This is a genomic window from [Flexibacter] sp. ATCC 35103 (assembly GCF_001975985.1).
In the GTDB taxonomy this organism is placed as follows: Bacteria; Bacteroidota; Bacteroidia; order Flavobacteriales; family Flavobacteriaceae; genus Flavobacterium.
In genome coordinates this window covers 187839-210468 of record NZ_MTQF01000004.1, presented here as the reverse complement: position 1 = coordinate 210468, position 22630 = coordinate 187839, and the positions used below count along the sequence as shown (strand labels likewise).

At 34.8% G+C, this 22630-nt stretch carries 13 protein-coding genes; 11 read left to right on the top strand and 2 right to left on the bottom strand.

Going from position 1 to position 22630, the window contains the following annotated elements; all coding sequences use genetic code 11:
- The first annotated feature begins 127 nt into the window (after window positions 1-127).
- On the top strand, window positions 128-2041 hold the full coding sequence (nagB, locus tag BXU01_RS08895) for a glucosamine-6-phosphate deaminase (protein ID WP_083692851.1): 1914 nt from the start codon (window positions 128-130) through the stop codon (window positions 2039-2041).
- A 242-nt stretch (window positions 2042-2283) separates the two neighbouring features.
- On the opposite strand, the gene BXU01_RS08890 is transcribed toward nagB, so the two are convergent.
- Together BXU01_RS08890 and BXU01_RS08885 are read right to left on the bottom strand one after the other, a co-directional pair.
- Window positions 2284-2997: a LytTR family DNA-binding domain-containing protein gene (locus tag BXU01_RS08890; RefSeq protein ID WP_083692850.1), complete on the bottom strand. Its 714-nt coding sequence runs from the start codon at window positions 2995-2997 to the stop codon at window positions 2284-2286.
- 67 nt (window positions 2998-3064) lie between these two features.
- Window positions 3065-4123 (bottom strand): sensor histidine kinase, encoded by a 1059-nt coding sequence (locus tag BXU01_RS08885; RefSeq protein ID WP_083692849.1) that lies wholly within the window; start codon window positions 4121-4123, stop codon window positions 3065-3067.
- A gap of 122 nt (window positions 4124-4245) precedes the next feature.
- Between BXU01_RS08885 and BXU01_RS08880 the strand changes: the two genes are divergently transcribed.
- From BXU01_RS08880 to BXU01_RS08835, 10 genes are all read left to right on the top strand, one after another.
- The gene (locus BXU01_RS08880; RefSeq protein WP_083692848.1) at window positions 4246-6489 is read left to right on the top strand and encodes a GH92 family glycosyl hydrolase; all 2244 of its coding nucleotides are present in this window, start codon (window positions 4246-4248) and stop codon (window positions 6487-6489) included.
- A 53-nt stretch (window positions 6490-6542) separates the two neighbouring features.
- Window positions 6543-8420 carry a sodium:solute symporter family protein gene (locus BXU01_RS08875; protein ID WP_083692847.1) on the top strand — a complete coding sequence of 626 codons (1878 nt, stop codon included), beginning with the start codon at window positions 6543-6545 and terminating at the stop codon, window positions 8418-8420.
- Window positions 8421-8603: 183 nt separating this feature from the next.
- On the top strand, window positions 8604-9569 hold the full coding sequence (locus BXU01_RS08870; protein WP_083692846.1) for a glycoside hydrolase family 130 protein: 966 nt from the start codon (window positions 8604-8606) through the stop codon (window positions 9567-9569).
- 8 nt (window positions 9570-9577) lie between these two features.
- Entirely contained in the window at window positions 9578-10642 is a 1065-nt protein-coding gene (locus BXU01_RS08865; protein ID WP_083692845.1) for a carbohydrate-binding family 9-like protein, read from the top strand.
- A gap of 6 nt (window positions 10643-10648) precedes the next feature.
- The gene (locus tag BXU01_RS08860; protein WP_083692844.1) at window positions 10649-11728 is read left to right on the top strand and encodes a putative glycoside hydrolase; all 1080 of its coding nucleotides are present in this window, start codon (window positions 10649-10651) and stop codon (window positions 11726-11728) included.
- Between the two features lie 78 nt (window positions 11729-11806).
- Entirely contained in the window at window positions 11807-12835 is a 1029-nt protein-coding gene (locus BXU01_RS08855; RefSeq protein WP_083692843.1) for an isoaspartyl peptidase/L-asparaginase family protein, read from the top strand.
- A 237-nt stretch (window positions 12836-13072) separates the two neighbouring features.
- A complete protein-coding gene (locus tag BXU01_RS08850; protein WP_083692842.1) occupies window positions 13073-16213 on the top strand; it encodes a glycoside hydrolase family 2 TIM barrel-domain containing protein in 3141 nt (1046 codons plus the stop codon).
- A 5-nt stretch (window positions 16214-16218) separates the two neighbouring features.
- A complete protein-coding gene (locus BXU01_RS08845; protein ID WP_083692841.1) occupies window positions 16219-18540 on the top strand; it encodes a family 20 glycosylhydrolase in 2322 nt (773 codons plus the stop codon).
- A 349-nt stretch (window positions 18541-18889) separates the two neighbouring features.
- Window positions 18890-20374, top strand: a complete 1485-nt coding sequence (locus tag BXU01_RS08840; RefSeq protein ID WP_083692840.1) for an alpha-L-fucosidase — start codon at window positions 18890-18892, stop codon at window positions 20372-20374.
- An 8-nt stretch (window positions 20375-20382) separates the two neighbouring features.
- Window positions 20383-22629, top strand: coding sequence for a GH92 family glycosyl hydrolase (locus tag BXU01_RS08835; protein WP_083692839.1), 2247 nt, complete (start codon window positions 20383-20385; stop codon window positions 22627-22629).
- The last annotated feature ends 1 nt before the right edge of the window (window position 22630 follow it).

Here is a 22630-nt window from a genome sequence, read left to right as displayed (position 1 = left end):
TGGGATCTTTTTTCTTAAAGTTTCGAATTATGTTTTCTAGCGAAGGTTACAGGTTATTAGTCGAATTTTTGATTATTTACATTGTGTAATATTTAATTTTATATCAAATAATCACAACAACACACAAATGATTAAAGAAAGTATAAATTTTAAAGAAGCAGGGAAGTTTGAAGAAACCCGTTTTGAGAAGATTCATAATGTGATTTTCGATTCGTCTCAGGAAGCTTCAATATTAGTAGCTCAGGAAATAGCCAATATAATTCAGAGAAAAGAAGAGTTAAACGAACCTTGCGTTTTAGGATTAGCAACAGGATCTTCGCCAGTAAAAGTGTATGAAGAATTGGTTCGATTACATAAAGAAGAAGGTTTGAGTTTTGCAAATGTAGTGACCTTCAATTTAGATGAGTATTATCCAATGGATAAAAATAATATTCAGAGTTATTGGTACTTTATGCATGAGCATCTTTTTAATCATGTTGATATTTTGCCTCAAAACGTTAATATTCCTGACGGAAACATCAGTAGTGAAGACTTACAGCAATATTGTATCGATTACGAAATGAAAATTAAAGCCTATGGCGGATTAGACTTTCAGCTTTTAGGAATAGGAAGAACGGGACATATTGGTTTTAATGAACCGGGATCTCACGTTAACTCGGCAACACGAAGCATTACACTGGATCATTTAACGCGACAAGATGCAGCATCATCATTTTTAGGAATTGATAATGTACCCAGAAAAGCAATTACAATGGGAATTGGTACGGTAAAAAATGCCAAAAGAGTGGTGCTTTTAGGATGGGGAATCAGTAAGGCAGAAATTATAAAGAAAACAATCGAAGGCGAAATTTCTTCACGAGTTCCGGCAACGTATTTACAACAGCACAACAACACAACATTTGTTTTAGACACTGAAGCTTCATCGGAATTAACGAGAGTGAAAACGCCTTGGTTGGTTAAATCTGTAATCTGGACCGAAGAATTAAAACTAAAAGCCGTAGCATGGTTAAGCGAATTGACCAAAAAACCTTTCCTTAAACTAACAGATAAGGATTATAACGATAACGGAATGTCTAGTCTTTTGACTGAGGAAGGAACTGCATACGATTTAAACATAAAAATGTTTAATAAAATGCAACAAACTATTACAGGATGGCCGGGAGGGAAACCAAATGCAGATGATACTTACAGACCGGAACGTGCAACGCCGGAGAGAAAAAGAATTATCATTTTTAGTCCGCATCCGGATGATGATGTTATTTCTATGGGAGGAACTTTTGACAGGCTTGTAGAACAAGGTCATGATGTGCATATTGCGTATCAAACTTCTGGGAACATTGCGGTTTCTAACGAAGAAGCTTTAAAATTTGCTGAAATTTCGAAAGCGTTAAATAAAAATTCTGAGGAGTCAGAGAATATTATCAATTTTTTAAAAAATAAGAAAGCGAATGATATTGATTCATTAGAAGTTCGAAGATTAAAAGGATTAATTAGAAGAAGTGAATCTGTTGCAGCAACAAGATATTTAGGTGTACCGGATTCTAATGTTAACTTTTTAGATTTACCATTTTATGAAACTGGAACAGTTAAGAAAAATAACCTTGGAGAGGCTGATATTCAAATTATGTGTGATATTATCGAAAGGATAAAACCACATCAGATTTATGCAGCAGGAGATTTAGCAGATCCACACGGAACCCACAAAGTTTGTCTGGATAGTTTGTTTGAAGCCCTGAAACGATTAAAACATAAAAGTTTTATGGATGATTGCTGGGTTTGGCTTTATAGAGGTGCCTGGCATGAATGGGAATCTTACCAAATTGAAATGGCAGTTCCTATGAGTCCGGATCAGGTGTTGAAAAAACGTCACGCTATTTTTTATCACCAGTCTCAAAAAGATGGTGTAATGTTTCAAGGTGATGACAGCCGTGAATTCTGGGTAAGAGTAGAAGACAGAAACCGATTAACAGCAGAAAAATATCACGCTTTAGGATTAGCAGATTACTCTGCTATAGAAGCTTTTAAACGATATTTCTTCTAGAAAATATATTTTAAAAATATAATAAACTATTTCATGTGGTTTATTTGGTTAGTTACCAAGTTTTTTGAAAATGCAGCCCTGGTTAGGCTGCATTTTTTTTGTTTTTATGAAGACGGATTTTAATCCATTGAAAAAAGACAAACCCGACAGGTTTTAATCCCGAGGCTTCGGGACTGTCGGGTTTACATTCGACTTTGTTCAGGATAACAAACGATTTTTTTATAATTTTTAAAGTAAACTTTCTAAATCGAAGAATTTAAAATTCTCTGTTTTACATGATCGATATACGATCTTCCAATTACATATCTAAGACCTTCAATTTCTATGCTGTTTCCTTCAACCGCATCAATTTTGTCAATTGCAATAGTGTAAGATCGGTGTATTCTTAAAAAATTTCGTTCAGGAAGTAAATCTGTAAAATCAGATAATGTGCTGTGAATGATGTATTTGCCTGTTAATGTATTTATTTTTAAATAGTCTTTTAAGCTTTCGATAACCAGAATTTCATTAAAGAAAATCTTTTTCATTCTTTTTTTATCAATTTTTACAAAAATAAAAGGGCTTTCCGGACTGTTTTCGTGAGGGACATTAGTTTTGTTTTCGAGTCTTTTGCTGATCTTGTTCAGCGTTTTCATTAATCTTGGAAATTCGATTGGTTTTACCAGATAATCTAAAACGTCCAACTCATAAGTTTCTATCGCAAACTGACTGTACGCACTTGTAATAATAAGGATTGGCGGGTTTTCCAGGCTTTTTATAAAATTAATACCATCGAGCACCGGCATATTAATATCAAGAAAAATGACATCAACCGTATTGTTTTTTAAAAAATTTAAACCTTCAATCGGGTTACTAAAAGTATTTATTACCTCAAAATTTTCAACTGGCTCTAAATAATTTTTAATAACATTAATTGCCAATGGCTCATCATCTATAATCAAACAATTTATTTTCATTTCTATAATCTTAGTTATTTGAGCGAAATAATTTAGCAGGTAAATTTATATACGAAGAAAAGTTGTGTTAGGATACTTTAATCACAAGCTTTACGACAAAAATATTCTTTTTATTCTTAAAAGAAAGCTTATAGTCATTTTTATTATAACCTAACTCTAATCTTTTTTTAACGTTCTCGATGCCTATACCACTTGACTTGTTAAAATTGTCTTTGTGGTGCGTAATTTCTGCCATCGGGTTTGAGATTGTAAAATGCAGGTAATCTCCTTTGATCTTAAAGTTAATATTGATCGTAACTTTTCCGGTATTTTTATTTACTCCGTGTTTAAATGCATTTTCGATAAAAGTCAATAAAATTATAGGCGAAATTTCCTTGTCATGAATATCACCGGAAATCGACATATTAACTTCTAATCGGTCATCGTTTCGAATTCTTTCTAAATCAAGATAGTTCTGAATACATAGAATTTCATTTTCCAGAGTTTGTCTTTTGCTTTTTGTATCATATAACATATAACGCATTAACTCAGAAAGTTTAAGAACAATTTTGGGCGTTTTATTCGATTTCTCTACAGATAAAGAATAAATATTGTTCAGTGTATTAAAGAAAAAATGCGGAGAAATCTGCGATTTCAGGAAAAGCAATTCGGTTTCCAGCTGAGATTTTTCAAGATCCGTAACCCTTTTTTGTTCCTTCAGGAAATCTAAAGTAATCTTAATTGCAGTTACAAAAGTGATCACATACAGTTCGCCCATCATCATATCTATCGTATAATTAAGGGTTAGTTTATTGATAATTTCAGGTCCTTCCGGCCATACATTATGAGTTATGAATAAATAGGTAAGATTAAATTTTAAAATAACCATTACAAATATCGACGACAACACCGCAAGTACATATAAAAGATATTTTTTACGATACACCAAATATGGCATAAATATCAAAATATTGAGATAACACAACGTCATGTGAATAGGAAATCCCAATAAGTTTGTTTTTAACGAATAGAGGTAATCGTTGAAATAGCTTCCCCAACGAAATGTATTAAATAAAAAGTAAGTTAGCCAAAAAAGGATGTGATAATGCAATGGTATGCGATATAGTTTGCTGGAATTGAAATTCATAATAATGATGTGTTTTGTGACTTTTTTTGATGTTTATCCTAGTTTATATGTCGTCCGTCTAAATTACTTTTAATAAAAATCTAATTTATCTAAATTTAAAGTTAAATTAAGGTTTGTTTTATATGAAGAATTTTACCCTGCTCGTCTTATTTGCAATTCTGATTGCAAGTTGTAAAATAAAGACATACAAAAATAATAGTCAAGCAAATATTTTTGTTAATCATGTAGATCCTTTTATTGGCACTGGCGGACACGGACATACATATCCAGGAGCAACGGTTCCTTTTGGGATGTTGCAGGTGAGTCCTGATAATGGTATATCGAACTGGGATTGGTGCTCAGGATATCATTATTCAGATTCTATAGTATCAGGATTCAGTCATTTACATCTAAGCGGAACCGGTATTGGCGATCTGGCAGACATTTTATTTATGCCAACCAATAAAAAACTCGACTTAACAAAAAAAACAACTTCACGCGATCAATTACCTTATAAATCAAAATACAGTCATGTTAACGAAAAAGCAGCACCGGGCTCTTACCAGGTTTTTCTTGAAGATCCTAAAATCAATGTAGAATTAACTTCTTCACAACGCACAGCATTCCACAAATACACCTTTGCAAACAATGATAAACAATCTGTAATCATTGATCTGGGATTTGCCATTAATTGGGATAAAGCATTAAAAACCGAAATTGCAATTGAAGATAAATATACGATTAGCGGATATCGTTATAGTACAGGCTGGGCAAAAAATCAGAAAGTATTTTTTGTAGCAAAATTTTCAAAACCTATTTCAGAATCTGTTTTATTAGCTAATAAACAGGTTATTACAGGAAATAAAGCTGAAGGAGAACATACAACAGCACAATTATTTTTTGATGCTAATAATACCAATGAATTATTGGTAAAAGTAGCCTTATCATCTGTAAGTGTGGCTAATGCCAAAGATAATTTAGACGGCGAAAAATCTACTTTCGACAATACAAAAACTAAAGCAGCCACAATTTGGAATACTGCTTTGAGTAAAATTGAAGTTGAAACACCAATCGATTCATTAAAAACCATTTTCTATACCGCGATGTTCCACGCTCAAGTTGCCCCTGTAACCTATAGTGATAAAAACGGTCAGTTTAGAAAAGAGGATAATCAAATTGCTACAGCAAAAGGTTATACCGCTTACTCGACCTTATCACTATGGGATACTTTTAGGGCAGAAAATCCTTTATTGACTCTTTTGGCACCGGATAAAACCTCAGACATTGTAAACTCAATGTTAGCCTATTACGATACAAAAAAAATATTACCGGTCTGGACACTTTATGCCAACGAAACCAATACCATGACAGGATATCATTCGATTCCCGTAATTGTAGATGCATACCAAAAAGGAATAAAAGGTTTTGATGCCGAGAAGGCTTATCAGGCCATGAAAACTACAATGATGCAGGACGAACGCGGATTGAATTTCTATAAAAAATACGGTTATATTCCGTATAATTTATTAGATGAATCTGTTACCATAACATTAGAATATGCTTACGACGATTGGTGTGTGGCACAAATGGCAAAAGCATTGGGTAAAAATGACGATTATCAATTTTTCTTAAATCGTTCTAAAGCCTATCAGCATTTATTTGATCCAAAAACAGGATTCATGAGAGGAAAATCTGAAGATGGTAAATCCTGGAACGAACCTTTTGATCCCAAACATTCCAACCACAGAGAACATACAGATTATACCGAAGGAAATGCATGGCAGCACAGCTGGTTTGTACCGCAAAACGTAGATGATTTTATTTCATTACACGGAAGTAATGAAATCTTTGTAAAACGTTTAGAGCAGCTATTTACAGAAAGTTCTGAAATTACCGGAAACAATGTTTCTGCAGATATCTCCGGATTAATTGGTCAATATGCACACGGTAATGAGCCAAGTCATCATATTGCATATATGTTCAATCATGCCAATCAGCCTTGGAGAACGCAATATTGGGTACGTCATATTCTGGATACGCAATACAATACAACACCAAACGGATTAAGCGGAAACGAAGATTGCGGACAAATGTCGGCTTGGTACATTTTCAGTTCAATGGGATTATATCCTATGAATCCAGCCTCTGGAGAATACGAAATTGGAAGTCCTATTTTCGAAAAAGCAAAAATCAATCTCGAAGGAGGAAAATCTTTTGTAATAGAAGCAGAAAAAGTTTCAGATAAAAACTTTTATATCCAGTCAGCAACCTTAAACGGAGTTGCTTTTGATAAAACAGTAATCACGCACCAGCAAATATTAAAAGGCGGCATTTTGCATTTTGTAATGGGATCGCAGCCAAATAAAAACTGGGGAACAAAAAAATAAAAACGAAAACAAAAATAAAAACAAACCGTAACTAACCAACAAACAAAAAATTAATGGATATAATTGACGTATCGATAATCGTAGCATATATTCTACTCTCAGTAGGAATAGGAATTTGGATTTCAAGAAAAGCATCAAAAGGATTAGATGATTATTTCCTGGGCGGAAAAACAATCAAGTGGTATTTTTTAGGACTGAGCAACGGATCAGGAATGTTTGACGTTTCAGGAACTTCCTGGATGATTGGCGTACTATTTTTATACGGAGTAAAAAGTTTTATGTTTATGTGGCTTTGGCCCATATGGAATCAGATTTTTGTAATGATGTTTCTGGCAGTATGGATCAGAAGATCAAAAGTAATGACAGGTTCTGAGTGGATTTTAACCCGTTTTGGAAGCGACAGAGCCGGAAAAGCATCCCATATTATAGTAGCCATTTTTGCCATAATATCTACCATTGGTTTTATCGCATACTTTTTTGAAGGAATCGGGAAATTTGTAACCATTATTCTTCCGTGGGATTTAACGCTTCATTATGGCGATTTAATTTTATTGACTTCGGAACGTTCTTATGCCTTGATTATTATACTTTTGACTACGATTTATACCGTAAAAGGCGGAATGTTTTCTGTAGTTGCCACAGAGGTTGTACAATATTTAATCATGATTATTGCCGGTGTTTTAATTGCCGGATACGCTTTTATCAATTATACAGATCTTCAGATAAATTCGGTTATTACCGAAGAATGGAAAAATGTTTTCTTTGGTTGGCAGTTTGAAACTCAATGGAGTGATAAATTTCAAACCTTTAATAATTTAATAGATTCCGAAGGATACAAAATGTTTGGCGCTTTTATCGGGATGACTTTGTTCAAAGGTTTTTTTGCCAGTATTGCAGGACCTACCCCAAGTTATGATTTACAAAGAATTCTTTCTACAAAATCTGTAAAAGAAGCCGCTTATATGAGTGGATTTACCAATTTGATTTTATTCATTCCAAGATATTTATTAATTACAGGAATCGTAGTAATTGCATTGGTGAATTTAGCACCGGAGTTAAACGCAAACACCGGTTTAACCGGAGCAGATCTGGAATTATTAATGCCAAAAGTGGTTAATTTATATATTCCGGTAGGAATAAAAGGAATTCTTCTTGCAGGTTTATTAGCCGCATTTATGTCCGGATTCTCTGCTTTTGTAAATGCAGGACCAGCTTATATTGTAAATGATATTTATAAAAAATACTTCAAACCCGTTGCTACAAATCAGCATTATATAAAAGTAAGTCAGATTTCTTCTTTTCTGGTTGTAGGTCTTGGTGTTTTTATGGGATTCTTTGCAGACTCGATTAATTCATTAACCTTATGGATTACCAGCGCTTTATACGGAGGTTATGTGGCAGCAAATTTCTTAAAGTGGATTTGGTGGAGATTTAACGGCTGGGGTTATTTCTGGGGAATGTTCGCCGGATTAGTTGTAGCGTCGTTACAATTTGCTTTAGGTCAGGCCAAAGGAAGTTTATCCGAAGGATCACTTTTATATGACTTGGCACAAGTTCAGGCCATTTATCTTTTTCCTATAATATTTGGATTCTCTATTTTAGGATGCCTTTTAGGAACATTCTTAAGTAAGCCAACAGATATTGAAGTCCTCAAATCATTTTATACCAATGTAAGACCTTGGGGATGGTGGAATCCGGTTTACAAAACATTAAAAATCGAAGATCAGGCTTTCGAAAAAAACAATGATTTCTGGAAAGATATGCTCAATTGCGTCATCGGAATTGTGTGGCAATCGAGCATGATTTTATTGCCGATATTTTTTATCATCAGAGATTATCCAAAAGCCATTACGGCATTAATTGTATTTTTAGTGACTACAACAATATTGAAGTTTACTTGGCTGGATAAAGTTCGAAAAATAGAAGATTAGTTAATTAGATAATTAGTCAATTAGATAATTAGAAAATAAAAAGAAACTGGTTTCTCACACATAGCTATGATTGTTAATGTAAAGTGAAACGCCTTTTTTAAGCGGTTTACTAAACTATGATTCTATGTGTTTAAAAACGACAAAGCTTAGACAAAAAAACAAACTATAATAAAAACAAACAAAATGAGTACTATTCCTTGGCAAGACAGACCCGAAAACAGCAATGACGTAATGTGGAGATATTCTGAAAATCCTATTATTGACAGATATGCAATTCCCTCATCAAACAGTATTTTTAATAGTGCAGTTGTTCCTTTTGAAGACGGATTTGCGGGTGTTTTCAGATGTGATAACAAAGCGGTGCAAATGAATATTTTTGCCGGTTTCAGTAAAAACGGAATCGATTGGGACATTAATCATGAACCAATTGTAATGCAATCCGGAAATACAGATATGATCGAATCAGCTTATAAATATGATCCGCGTGTTGTTTTTATCGAAGATCGTTACTGGATCACGTGGTGTAACGGGTACAACGGACCCACAATTGGTATTGGATATACGTTTGATTTTAAAGAGTTTTTTCAGTGCGAAAATGCCTTTTTGCCTTTCAACAGAAATGGGGTTTTGTTCCCGCAAAAAATAAACGGAAAATATGCCATGTTAAGCCGTCCGAGTGATAATGGTCATACACCATTTGGAGATATCTGGATTAGTTACAGCCCGGATATGAAATATTGGGGAGAACACCGTTTAGTAATGAAACCATCTCCTTTTGAGCAAAGTGCATGGCAATGTACTAAAGTTGGGGCAGGACCAATTCCTATCTTAACAGATGAAGGCTGGTTAATGATCTACCACGGAGTTATCAATACCTGCAACGGGTTTCGTTATGCAATGGGATCAGCACTTTTAGATATAGATTCACCGGATCAGGTAAAATACAGAACGCAGCCGTATTTATTAGGACCTGCAGAAATTTATGAAACAGTTGGAGACGTAGCAAATGTTGTTTTTCCTTGTGCTGCTTTGCATGATATCGAACAAGATAAATTAGCCGTTTATTATGGCGCAGCAGATACTGTTGTAGCAATAGCATTTGGTAAATTAAGTGAAGTGATTCAGTTTACAAAAGATAATAGTTTATAATAAAAAGCATGCGTTTAAAAATTCAATGGTTAGTAGTTTTAGGCTTTCTTTCGATTGTGGGTTTCTCACAATCGAAGAAAACCATTGTGCCAAAAACTTATGTTGCCGCAAAAACTACAACCCCAATTACAATCGACGGAGAAGAAAATGATGCTTCCTGGAATAAAACAGAATGGACTGATCTTTTTGAAGATATAGAAAATAATATAAAACCAAAATATGCAACAAAAGTTAAAATGCTCTGGGATGAAACCAATTTTTATATTTTAGCAAAAATTGAAGAACCGCATGTTTGGGCAAATTTAAAACAACGTGATACCATTATTTTTTACAACAACGATTTTGAAGTTTTTATAGATCCTGACAGCGACACTTTTAACTATTATGAATTAGAAATAAATGCCTTAAATACAGCCTGGGATCTGTTTTTGTCAAAACCTTACAGAGAAAATGATAATGTTGTTTTAAATGACTGGAATATTCCAGGTCTGAAATCAGCGGTAAAAATTAACGGAACGCTAAATAATCCCAACGATATCGATCAGGGTTGGGTATTAGAAATGGCGATTCCCTGGGCATCTTATAAAACATCTTATTTTGACAAAAATGTTCCTGTCGATAAGTTTTGGAGAGTTAATTTTTCACGGGTAAATTGGCAGCATGAGATTACAAACGGAAGTTATGAACGTAAAAAAGATGCCACCGGAAAGTTCTTGCCGGAGTACAATTGGGTTTGGTCGCCAATGGGTGTCATCAATATGCATGAACCGGAAAAATGGGGATATGTTTATTTTTCTTCCAAAGAAGGCAAGGACAACTTTACCATTCCGCAGGACGAAAAAGTAAAATGGGAACTTTATAACCTGTACAGATTTCAAAAAGAATATTATGAAAAAAATAAAGTCTGGGCAAAATCAGTAACAGATCTTACCAAAGAAACCATCAGCGTTGCCGGTAAGATTTTAAAACCAATAATAGAAAATCACGCTTCTGGATATAACATCTCAGTAAAAAGTCCATTTTCTAATCAAACCTTTATTATCAGGCAAGATGGCAAAATAATACAAAAATAAACCACTATGAAACTACCAAAACTATTACTTTTTTTATTCGCACTTACTATTTTTTCGTGCGCTAAAAAAGAAGAACAAACCAATTTTAAATTTGGAGTCTGGACAACGGCAGATCCCAAAAAATCTGACGCTGAATATACAAAAGAATTTAAAAAATATAAAGAAGGCGGAATCGATGAGGTATTAATAAATACGAAAACAGATCCTGAACTTTTAAAAAAATTAGTACCGTTAGCCACAAAAGAAGGCTTAAAAGTTCATGCCTGGATTATGGCCATGAACAGACCGGATGATGCTGTAGCATTAAAACACCCGGAATGGTATCAGGTTAGCAAAGAAGGAAAATCATGTTTTGATAATCGCCCTTATGTAGATTATTACCAATGGTTATGCCCAACCAGAAAAGAATCCAGAGAACACGTTTTAAATTTAGTGGAAGAATTGGCAAAAGTAGAAGGCGTAGAAAGTGTACACTTAGATTATATTCGTTTTCCGGACATTTTTTTACCAATAAGTTTATTGCCAAAATACAATTTGGTTCAGGATACAGAATTACCTCAATTCGATTTTTGTTATTGTGATGAATGTGTAAAAGCATTCGAAAAAATCCACCATAAAAACCCGAAAACAAGCCACAATACTTCGATTGATATGGAGTGGAAAAACTTTAGGCTAAATGCCATAAAAGCAGTTGTTGATGATGCGTACAAAATTGCACACAAACACAATAAACAACTAACGGCAGCAGTTTTTCCTTATCCGGAAATGGCAGATCATATGGTGCGCCAGCGCTGGGATAAATGGAATATCGACGAAGTTTACCCAATGATTTACCATAGTTTTTATAATGAAGAAATTGACTGGGTTGGATATGCTACAAAACAAGGTGTTGCGGATCTGGAAGATAAAAAAACGAAAATCAATACAGGAATTTATATTCCGGGATTAAAAAACGATAAAGAACTGAAGGAAGCTATTTTACTGGCCAAAGAAAATGGAGCAGTGGGTGTTTCATTCTTCGACGGAAACGCTTTGACAGAAAGTAATTTGAAAACGATCAGAGAAACAAAAGCAAGTTTGAAATAAGTATTAAACACATAGAAACATAGTTTAAATGTGTGAAAAAGAATAAAAAATATCAGATTCCATTTAAAAGTAAGCAGCATGTCAAACAGAAGAAATTTTATCAAAAAAGCCACTTTAGGTACATTAGCAGTAACTTCTGTTATGGGCTTTAGCGGATTTGCGAAAAATCAGGAAGATGAAAAAGAAGGTGTTTTAAAATTTCCTTCAAAAAAAATAAAAAAGCCTGTCATTATTTCAACATGGAATCATGGTTTGCCTGCAAATCAGGAAAGCTGGAAACAATTAAAAGCCGGGAAACCAGCTCTGGATGCTATCGAAGCCGGCATGAAAATTCCAGAAGCAGATCCTAATGTTCGCAGTGTAGGTTATGGCGGATATCCGGACCGTGAAGGAAAAGTAACCCTTGATGCCTGTATCATGGATCATAACAGCAATTGCGGATCAGTTTGTTTTTTACAAGGTATTATGCATCCAATTTCCGTTGCAAAAAGAGTACTTCAAAATACACCGCACGTAATGTTAGCCGGACAAGGAGCTTTGCAATTTGCATTGTCTGAAGGATTTAAAGAAGAAAATTTACTTACTCCGGAATCTGAAAAAGACTGGAAAAAATGGCTGGAAGATTCAAAATACAAACCGGTTATTAATATAGAAAATCACGATACCATAAGCATGCTAATGTTGGATCAAGACGGTAATCTTTCCGGAGGCTGTACCACAAGTGGAGCTGCCTGGAAAATGCATGGTCGCGTCGGTGACTCCCCAATCATCGGCGCGGGTCTTTTTCTGGACAACGAAGTAGGTGCTGCTGCTGCAACAGGTTTGGGTGAAGCCGTAATAAGAACCGCAGGAAGCGCAATGGTGGTCGAATTAATGCGTCAGGGAAAATCGCCTTTTGATGCCTGCAAAGAAATTACAGAACGTATTTACAACAAACATAAAAACCATAAAGATATGGAATATCTGCAAGTAGGATTTATTGCTTTGAATAAAAACGGAGAACATGCAGGTTACAGTCTTAGATCCGGTTTTAACTACGCCGTTTCTGATGACGAAAAAGGACACAGAATGGAAGATGCAAAATTTAAAATGTCGTGGGATAAATAGTTAATGTTCAAAAGCTTTGTAATTGCAATGGATGGATTAAAATCCATTCCTACAATATGTTTCGAGCCTAAGACTCGATTGTAGAGTTCCGGAGGAACGAATTATTTTGTAGCAACGGATTTTAATCCGTTGAAAAGAATGAAGATTGAACACAATAGTGTGATTTCTCCCGTCGGTCGAAATGACAAACTTTGAGATTTCCAACTCGCAAATACACAGAGAATAAAAAAATAAAGAATGAAAAAAACAATATCCATATTATCCTTATTAATTACTTCAGTTGTAGCTGTACAGGCACAGGAAAAAGTTCCGTTCTGGCAGAACGAAAAAATCAATGAAGATAATAGAGAACCCATGCATGCTGCTTATTATGTTTTTGAAAATGAAGTATTGGCGAACAAAAATGAATGGCGACAGTCTAAAAATTATCTGGATATAAACGGAGCATGGAAATTTAAATACGTGGATAATCCGGGCATTCTTCCAAAGGATTTTGAGAAAAGCAATTTTAATGATAAGTCGTGGGATAATTTTAGGATTCCGGCAAGCTGGGATGTAAACGGTTACGGATATCCGGTTTATGTTAATACAACTTATGATTTTGATTATTTAATGGCGCCAAATCCGCCTTTTGTACCCACAAAATACAACCCGACCGGAGTTTACAGAAGAGAGATTACCATCGATAAATCCTGGGAAGGTAAAGATATTTTTCTTCATGTTGGTACCGCAAAATCAAATCTTACGGTTTGGGTAAACGGCGTTTATGTAGGATATGGCGAAGATGGAAAATTGCCGTCTGAATTTAATTTAAATAAATATGTAAAAACGGGTAAAAACACCATCGTTTTACAAGTAATGAAATGGAACGACGGTTCGTATTTAGAATGTCAGGATATGTGGCGAATGAGCGGTATTACCAGAGATTCTTATTTGGTAGCCAGAAATAAAACACATTTAAAAGATTATGAAATTATTCCGGATTTAGACGCTTCTTACGTAAACGGAACTTTAAAAATCTCAACTGAATTCTCTGATTTAAATAAAAAAGACTACTATAATTTAGACGTTCAGCTCAAAGATGGAGACAAAATCATTGCTTCAAAAAATATTTCCGCTTTAAGCGAAAAACAAACTTTTGATTTTGCTGTAAATAATCCGAAGAAATGGAGCGCTGAAATTCCGAATTTATATCAGGTGAGTTTTCTTTTAAAAGATAAAAAAGGAACTGTTGTTGAGGTAATCAATCAGAATGTTGGTTTTAGAAAAGTAGAAATAAAAGGCGGACAACTTTTAGTAAACGGAAAAGCAATTTATATAAAAGGAGTAAACCGTCATGAAGTAGACCCGGTAACAGGACAAACGATTTCAAGAGAAAGAATGGAGCAGGATATTAAAATCATGAAAGAATTTAATATCAATGCGGTAAGAATGTCGCATTATCCTAACGATGAATATTTCTACGAATTATGTGATAAATATGGTATTTATGTGGTTGATGAAGCTAACATAGAATCACACGGAATGGGGTATGATATTACCAAAACACTGGGAAACAAGCCCGATTGGGAGTTGGCGCACATTCAGCGTATGCAGCGTATGATCGAAAGAGATAAAAATCATAGTTCGATTATTATCTGGAGTATGGGTAATGAAGCCGGAAACGGTTATAACTTTTACAGAGGTTATTTGTGGATTAAAAACCGTGATAAATCAAGACCAATCCAGTACGAAAGAGCAACAGCCGGAGCTTGGGACGGAAAGGATTTAAAATTCGAATGGGATTCTGATATTATCGACCCAATGTACAGTTCGCCTAATAAAATGGAAGAATATATTCTGGCAAACCCAAATCCGTCACGACCTTATATTCAGTGCGAATATGCTCACGCAATGGGAAATTCGATGGGAAATTTTAAGGATTATTGGGATGTGATTCGTAAATATCCTAACTTTCAGGGCGGATTTATTTGGGATATGATCGATCAGTCAGTTTATAAAACACAACCAGACGGAACTAAAATTCTGGCCTACGGAGGAGATTTTGGTCCAAAAGATGTTAAAAGCGATAATAACTTCGTTAATAATGGGGTATTTACAGTAGACAGAAAACCAAATCCGCATGCTTTTGAAGTAAAAAACGTAATGCAAAATATCCTGACTTCCTGGGAAAATAAAGAAACTGCAACTATAAAGGTGTACAATGAATTCTCGTTTAAAGATTTAAGCAATGTGACTTTGCATTGGAAATTAATTCTGGACGGAGTTACACAAGATACAGGAGTTATCGATTATCTGGCAATCGATCCTACGCAATCTAAAACATATACTTTGCCTATTAAGTTAGGCGATAAAAAATTTCAGGAAGCTTTTATAAATATCAGTTATCAGTTAAAACAAGAGGAACCGCTTTTACCAAAAGGTTTCGAAATTGCAACTGAACAATTGGCGTATAAAGGAGCCTGGAAAAATGATGTAAAAATCGATGGTGCATCAAAAATTACGGTAGAGAAAAAAGCAAACAGTACATTTTTTAAAAGTGATAAAGCCGAAATCACTTTCGATAAAAAGACCGGATTTATTAGTGGATATTCTTATAATAATCTTCCAATTATAAAAGAGGGTTATCAATTGCGTCCAAACCTTTGGAGAGCGCCGAATGATAATGATTTTGGAGCTAATTTTCAGATCAATTTAAAGGCCTGGAAAGATGCAACAGATAATCCTACGCTTATAAACTGGACGTTTTCTGCCACAAAAGACAATAAAATCCTGGTAAAAGCAACGTATAGTCTGCCTCAGGTTTCTTCGACTTTAGAACTGAATTATGAATTTAACGGAAATGGAGAATTAGTCGTAAAAGAAGTTTTAAATATCGATAAAACCAAAGAACAGCCAATTTTACCCAGATTTGGTATGGAAGTAATTGTTCCAAAGGATTTTAGCAATATGACGTATTACGGTAGAGGACCACACGAAAATTATATCGACAGAAATTACAGCTCAAAAGTCGGGCTTTATACACAAACCGTTTCAGAACAATATTATCCCTATATCCGTCCGCAGGAAACCGGAAATAAAACAGATGTACGCTTTTTAGAATTATCAGGAGATAAATTGAAATTAACAGTTACATCTGATGAATTGTTGGCCGTGACCGCTTTACATTATTTAAATGAAGATCTGGACGACGGATTGCAAAAAGACCAAAGACACGCAGCCGAATTGAAAGAAAGAGATTTAACGAGTTTAAAAATCGATTATAAACAAATGGGCGTAGGCGGAATCGACAGCTGGCAAGCCTGGCCAATGGAAAAATACTTACTTAGAGATAAAAATTATCAATATCAATTTAAACTAACACCCTCTTTAAAATAATAATTATGAGAACATTAAAACCACTATTTGTCTTAATCTTCTTTACTGTTTTAAGTTTGGGTTACAGTCAAAAAATATATACGGATAAAGACATTCACATTATCCCTAAACCGAATCAGTTGTTGCTGCAATCCGGAACTTTTGAGTTTTCTAAAAATACCGTTTTTGTTGCCAATACAGATTTTCAAAAAGATATTTCGAATGCCTTAATCAGTAAGTTTCAAATTGCAGCAGGATTTAGTCCGGTTTTAGGAACAAAAGCGCCACAACGTAATTTTATTCAGTTTAAGGTAGATCCGGCTTTTCATAAAGAAGCTTATAAATTAGACGTAATTAATAATAGTATTACGATTACAGCAAACGGAAATGCCGGTTTTATTTATGGTTTGGAAACGATCAGGCAATTGCTTCCGGTTGCGATTGAAAGCAAATATGCCGTAACATCAGAAAAATGGCAGATTCCTAATGTTACCATTACAGATGAACCTCGTTTTAAATGGAGAGGTTTGATGCTCGATTTATCGCGTCATTTTTTTGATAAAAATTATATAATGGAAACTATAGATCGTTTGGCAATGCACAAAATGAATGTTTTGCATTTGCACTTAGTTGACGATCAGGGTTGGAGAATTGAAATTAAAAAATATCCAAAATTAACCGAAGTTGGAGCGTGGAGAGTCGATCAGGAAAATGTGTCCTGGAATGCAAGACTGACCACAAACCCGGATGAAAAAGGAACATATGGAGGCTTTTTTACTCAGGAAGAATTAAAAGAAATCGTAAAATACGCTGCAACAAAAAACATCGAAGTAATTCCAGAAATCGAAATGCCGGCGCACGTAAGTTCTGCGATTGCATCGTATCCGGAACTGGCTTGTTTTGATCAGCGAATTGGTGTTCCGTCAGGCGGATTATGGCCTATTACAGATATTTATTGTGCAGGAAAAGAAACTACTTTTGAGTTTTTGCAAAATGTGATTGATGAGGTTATCACTATTTTCCCTTCAAAATACATTCATATTGGCGGGGACGAAGCCACGAAAACCAATTGGGAAAAATGTCCTCATTGTCAAAAAAGAATGAAGGATAATGGTTTGAAAGATGTACATGAATTGCAGAGTTACTTTGTAAAAAGAATGGAGAAATACATTAATTCTAAAGGTAAAAAAGTAATTGGCTGGGATGAAATTCTTGAAGGAGGTTTAGCGCCTGAAGCTACAGTAATGAGCTGGAGAGGTACAAAAGGCGGAGTTGAAGCTACAGAACAGGGACATGATGTTATTATGACGCCGGAATCGCACTGTTATTTTAATTTTTACCAGGGACCACAAAACGAAGAACCTTTAGCTTTTGATGCGTATACTCCGTTAAGCAAAGTCTACGAGTTTGATCCTGTTGTACCCACAATGACACCTCAGGAAGCGAATCATGTTTTGGGTGGTCAGGCCAATTTATGGGCAGAACATCTTGCGGGACCAAAGGATTCAGAATACATGATTTTCCCGAGATTAGCGGCTTTGTCTGAAGTTTTATGGAGTAATAAGGAAAGCAGGAACTGGAATGATTTTACGACAAGATTAGCACCAATGCTAAAACGTTATGATTATTTGGGAATCAATTATGCAAAAAGTGCTTATTTAGTTACAGCCTCTTCAAACGCAGATTTGACTAAAAAACAAATTAATGTTACGTTGAAAAATGAATTTCCAAATCCGGATATTCGATATGTTTTAGGTGATAAAAATATAGATCATAATGCTTTAAAATATACAAATCCAATTCAGTTTACTGAAACAACAGTTTTAAAAGCGTCGTTGTTTCAAAATGAAAAACCGGTTGGTAAAACGTTTACAGACACCATTATATTTCATAAAGCCGTTGCGCATAAAGTAAATTACCTAACGCCATTTAATGACAATTATAAAGGCGACGGACCTTTTACTTTAGCAAATACAATCAGAGGATCAAAAAATTTCCATGACGGACAATGGCAGGCATGGCTGGTAAATGATATGGAAGTTGTGGTTGATCTGGGAACGAAGGAAAGTATAGAGCAGGTAATTGTAGGAACTTTAGAAAGTCAGGGTTCAGGAGTTAATTTTCCAGTAAAAATCAAGGTTTTAATTTCTAATGATGGAATCAAATATCAGGAAATAGGGAAAATTTCACGTCCGTATGCTGCAAATGTAACTTCGGAATTGAAAGATTTCAAAATCAATTTTCCAAAAGTAAATACGAGATTTGTAAAAGTAATCGCCGTTAACCTGAAGAAAAGCCCAAAAGGAGAATCTTCGTGGTTGTTTGTCGATGAGATTTTAGTGAATTAAGAACAACATATTTTATCACAATTTTGTCATCCCAAGGAACGAGGGATCACACACGAAACCCGACCAGGATTGTCCTTTACTTTGCAGAATTTCCAGTGTGATTTCTCCCTTTGGTCGAAATGACAAAAAACAGAATAAATTAGATGAATTACGCATAAATTTTAAACACATAGTAACATAGATTTATTTTGCGAAGTGTATAAAAAGAGATTTTAAAAAAAACTAGTTTTTTACACATAGCTATGATTGTTAATACAAGTGAAACGCCTTTTAAAAGCTATCAACGATGTCTCTATGTGTTAAAAAAATAAACCAAAAAACAAAAAGAAAACCATAAAATAGAATAAAGATGAAAAGAGGAATATTCATAATTGCGATATTATTTTCAGTTCAAATGTTTTCGCAGGCCATTTATGAAGATGAGCGCTATGTACCGGAGACGGATCCGGCTGTGTTAAAGAATTTAGAACAATGGCAGGGTAAAAAGTTTGGATTGTTAATGCACTGGGGAACTTACAGCCAATGGGGAATCGTAGAATCATGGTCTATTTGTCCGGAAGATTATGGATGGTGCGAACGTAAAAAAGGCAGCAATCCGGCTAATTATAATCAATATGTAAAAGATTATGAAGGATTGAAAAAAACATTTAATCCAACCAAATTTGATCCTGTAAAATGGGCAAAAGCAGCAAAAGCAGCAGGAATGAAATACATGGTTTTCACTACAAAACACCATGACGGATTTAATATGTATGATACAAAATATTCTGATTATAAAGTAACAGATCCAGCTTGTCCTTACAGCACGAATCCGAAAGCGGATATTTTGAAAGAAGTTTTTAATGCTTTTAGAGCCGAAAATATCTCAACCGGAGCTTATTTTTCTAAACCGGACTGGCATAACGAAAATTACTGGGATCCTTATTTTCCTCCTTTCGACAGAAATGTAAATTATGATCCGTCATTATATCCTGAAAAATGGCAGAAATATGTTGATTTTACACACAATCAAATCTTAGAAATCCTTACAAATTACGGTAAAGTAGATATTCTTTGGTTAGACGGAGGATGGGTTAGAAAAAGAGACCAACAAAACTTAAAAGAGAACTATGATGAAAAGTTTGCTGAAAATGAATCTAAAAATGGTTTCATCAAACACAGAGTTGTAGATCAGGATCCTAAAATGGACGAATTGGTTGCAAAAGCACGTCAGAAACAACCGGGATTAATTGTTGTTGACAGAGCTGTTCACGGTAAAAATCAAAATTACCTGACACCTGAAGGTCGCGTTCCTGCAAAAACGCTTCCTTATCCTTGGGAATCTTGTATTACCTCTGGTGGCGGATGGTCGTATTCTCCAGACGCAACATACATGACCGGAAGACAAGGTATTCATATGCTGGTTGATATTGTGGCAAAAGGCGGAAACTTATTATTGAACGTTGCGCCAAGTCCGGAAGGTGAATGGCAGCAAGGCGCTTATGATTTACTGGCAGCTTATGCAGACTGGATGAAAGTAAACAGCTCAGCAATTTATGACACAAAACCCATTGAACCTTTTAAAGAAGATAATATTTGTATGACGCAAAATAAAACAGGAAACGTATTTTTGTTTTATTTGGCAAAAGAAGGAGAAGATAAAATTCCTGCAGAAGTAATTGTAAAATCGATCAATCCTAAAAAAGGAACAAAAATTACGATGTTAGGTTCTAAAACTGCTCTTAAATGGACAAAAGAGGCACAAGGATTTAAAGTGGTAATTCCGGAAAGCCTAAGAAAAAATTTGCCGTGTAAAGAAGCATGGACTTTAAAAATTGAAGCTATTAACAGATAGAAATTATTATGTTTTTAAATAAAACAAAACACCTTAAAACAGTATGTATTTTTTACATACTGTTTTTTAGCATAAGTATTTTTGCACAACAGAGTCCGGTGGATTATGTAAATCCGTTTATCGGAACTTCTAATTACGGAGCTGCTTTTCCCGGACCAATTGCACCACGCGGGATGGCAAGTATTAGCCCGTTTAATGTTGCCGGGCAAAAAAATACCCCAATGGAAAAAGACAGCCAATGGTTGTCGAATCCTTACGTAAACGAGAATAATTTTTTAACCGGATTTAGTCAGGTTAATTTAAGCGGAGTTGGTTGTCCTGAACTGGGCGTTATTTTACTAATGCCTACAACAGGAAAAGTAGAAATCGATCATTTAAAATACGGTTCAAATTACTCGAATGAAATTGCAAAAGCAGCTTTTTACAGCGTAAATATTGATAAGTATAAAGTAAAAGGCGAATTTACAGCTTCAACGAGAGTAGGCGTAAGCAGATTCACTTTCCCAAAAGGACAATCGAATATTTTATTAAACCTGGGTTTAGGATTAACCAATGAAGAGGGAGCGATGATAAAAGTCGTTTCACCTACAGAAATTGAAGGAATGCGTTCCGTTGGTTCATTTTGTTATAATAGTCCTGAAGATGCTTATCCTGTTTATTTTGTAGCTAAATTTTCTAAACCTGCAGATAAATTTGGCGTTTGGAAAAAAACACCAAAATATAATGGTGTCGAAGCACAATGGATGGGTTATAATGGAAAAGCCAGAATGATGGAAAATACCATTAAAACAGTGGTTGGCGATAGTATTGGAAGTTACTTTACGTATAAATTCGACAAACAGGAAACAGTAGAAGTTAAAGTAGGAATCTCTTACGTTAGTATCGAAAATGCCCGTGAAAACTTAGAAAAAGAAACCGGAAAGAAATCATTTGATGACGTTTATAAAGAAACGTATAACGAATGGAACGAAGAACTTTCGAAGATTTTAGTAGAAGGAGGTTCAAATGATGACAGAACGATTTTTTACACGGCTTTGTATCACACCTTAATTCATCCCAATATTTTAAATGATTATAACGGACAATATCCGGAAATTAAGAGAACTAAAATTGGTAAAACAGATGGCACACGTTATACCGTATTTTCATTGTGGGATACATATCGAAATATGCATCCGTTAACGTCTTTGGTTTATCCCAAACAACAATCTGATATGATAAAAAGCATGTTAGAAATGTATGATGAAAATGGCTGGCTGCCCAAATGGGAATTAAATTCGACTGAAACATTTACCATGGTAGGAGATCCGGCAAGTATCGTAATAGTTGACGCTTGCTTAAAAGGAATTCAGGATTTTGATATTTACAGAGCCTATTATGCCATGCTTAAAGGTGCAGATAAAACAGAAGATAATCCGTTGCGTCCGGGACTTAAAGAGTATATCGAAAAAGGGTATTTATCGACCAGTTATCCTGGCCCGGTTTCTACAACTTTAGAATATAATACGTCAGATTATGCCATTTCACTTTTAGCGAAAGCATTGGGCGAAAAAGATGATTATAAGCGTTTTGCCAAACGTTCGTTATCCTACCAAAAATTATATGATAAAGATTTAAAGTTACTTCGACCAAGAACAGCTAACGGAAAATGGTACGAACCTTTTGATCCCGAAGCAGGATCTAATTTTCAGGAGAATGTTGGTTTTATCGAAGGCAATGCCTGGCAATATGCTTTTATGGTGCCACATGATATGAGGGGATATATAAAATTAATGGGCGGCGATAAAGTTTTCTCAGATCAGTTACAAAAAGTCTTTGATCTCAAACAATTTGATATGGCAAACGAACCTGACATTGCTTATCCATATTTATTCAATTATGTAAAAGGACAAGAATGGAAGAGTCAGGAAATGGTTAAAAAACTGGTACAGGAATATTTTCAAAACAAACCGAAAGGATTACCGGGCAATGACGATACCGGAACAATGTCGGCGTGGTTGGTTTATTCCATGATGGGAATTTATCCTATATCGCCGGGAGATCCAATTTATACCATTACAACGCCAATGTTTCATAGAATTACAATCAAATTAGATCCAAGATATTATAAAAAAGAAAGTATTGTAATCGAAAGACAAGAAAATAATGATGGTAAAATCAATTCGATTGAGGTAAACGGAAAACCACATAATAGTTTTTTTATTTCGCACGAAGATTTTGTGAATGGAAAAACAATGAAAGTGATTCAAAATTAAA

Excerpts from the sequence above, each read along its gene's own strand:
- BXU01_RS08845 (WP_083692841.1), top strand. The coding sequence starts at position 16,219 with ATGAGAACATTAAAACCACTATTTGTCTTAATCTTCTTTACTGTTTTA.
- BXU01_RS08875 (WP_083692847.1), top strand. The coding sequence starts at position 6,543 with ATGGATATAATTGACGTATCGATAATCGTAGCATATATTCTACTCTCA.
- BXU01_RS08840 (WP_083692840.1), top strand. The coding sequence starts at position 18,890 with ATGAAAAGAGGAATATTCATAATTGCGATATTATTTTCAGTTCAAATG.
- BXU01_RS08860 (WP_083692844.1), top strand. The coding sequence starts at position 10,649 with ATGAAACTACCAAAACTATTACTTTTTTTATTCGCACTTACTATTTTT.
- BXU01_RS08890 (WP_083692850.1), bottom strand. The coding sequence starts at position 2,997 with ATGAAAATAAATTGTTTGATTATAGATGATGAGCCATTGGCAATTAAT.
- BXU01_RS08865 (WP_083692845.1), top strand. The coding sequence starts at position 9,578 with ATGCGTTTAAAAATTCAATGGTTAGTAGTTTTAGGCTTTCTTTCGATT.
- nagB (WP_083692851.1), top strand. The coding sequence starts at position 128 with ATGATTAAAGAAAGTATAAATTTTAAAGAAGCAGGGAAGTTTGAAGAA.
- BXU01_RS08855 (WP_083692843.1), top strand. The coding sequence starts at position 11,807 with ATGTCAAACAGAAGAAATTTTATCAAAAAAGCCACTTTAGGTACATTA.
- BXU01_RS08835 (WP_083692839.1), top strand. The coding sequence starts at position 20,383 with ATGTTTTTAAATAAAACAAAACACCTTAAAACAGTATGTATTTTTTAC.
- BXU01_RS08880 (WP_083692848.1), top strand. The coding sequence starts at position 4,246 with ATGAAGAATTTTACCCTGCTCGTCTTATTTGCAATTCTGATTGCAAGT.
- BXU01_RS08850 (WP_083692842.1), top strand. The coding sequence starts at position 13,073 with ATGAAAAAAACAATATCCATATTATCCTTATTAATTACTTCAGTTGTA.
- BXU01_RS08885 (WP_083692849.1), bottom strand. The coding sequence starts at position 4,123 with ATGAATTTCAATTCCAGCAAACTATATCGCATACCATTGCATTATCAC.
- BXU01_RS08870 (WP_083692846.1), top strand. The coding sequence starts at position 8,604 with ATGAGTACTATTCCTTGGCAAGACAGACCCGAAAACAGCAATGACGTA.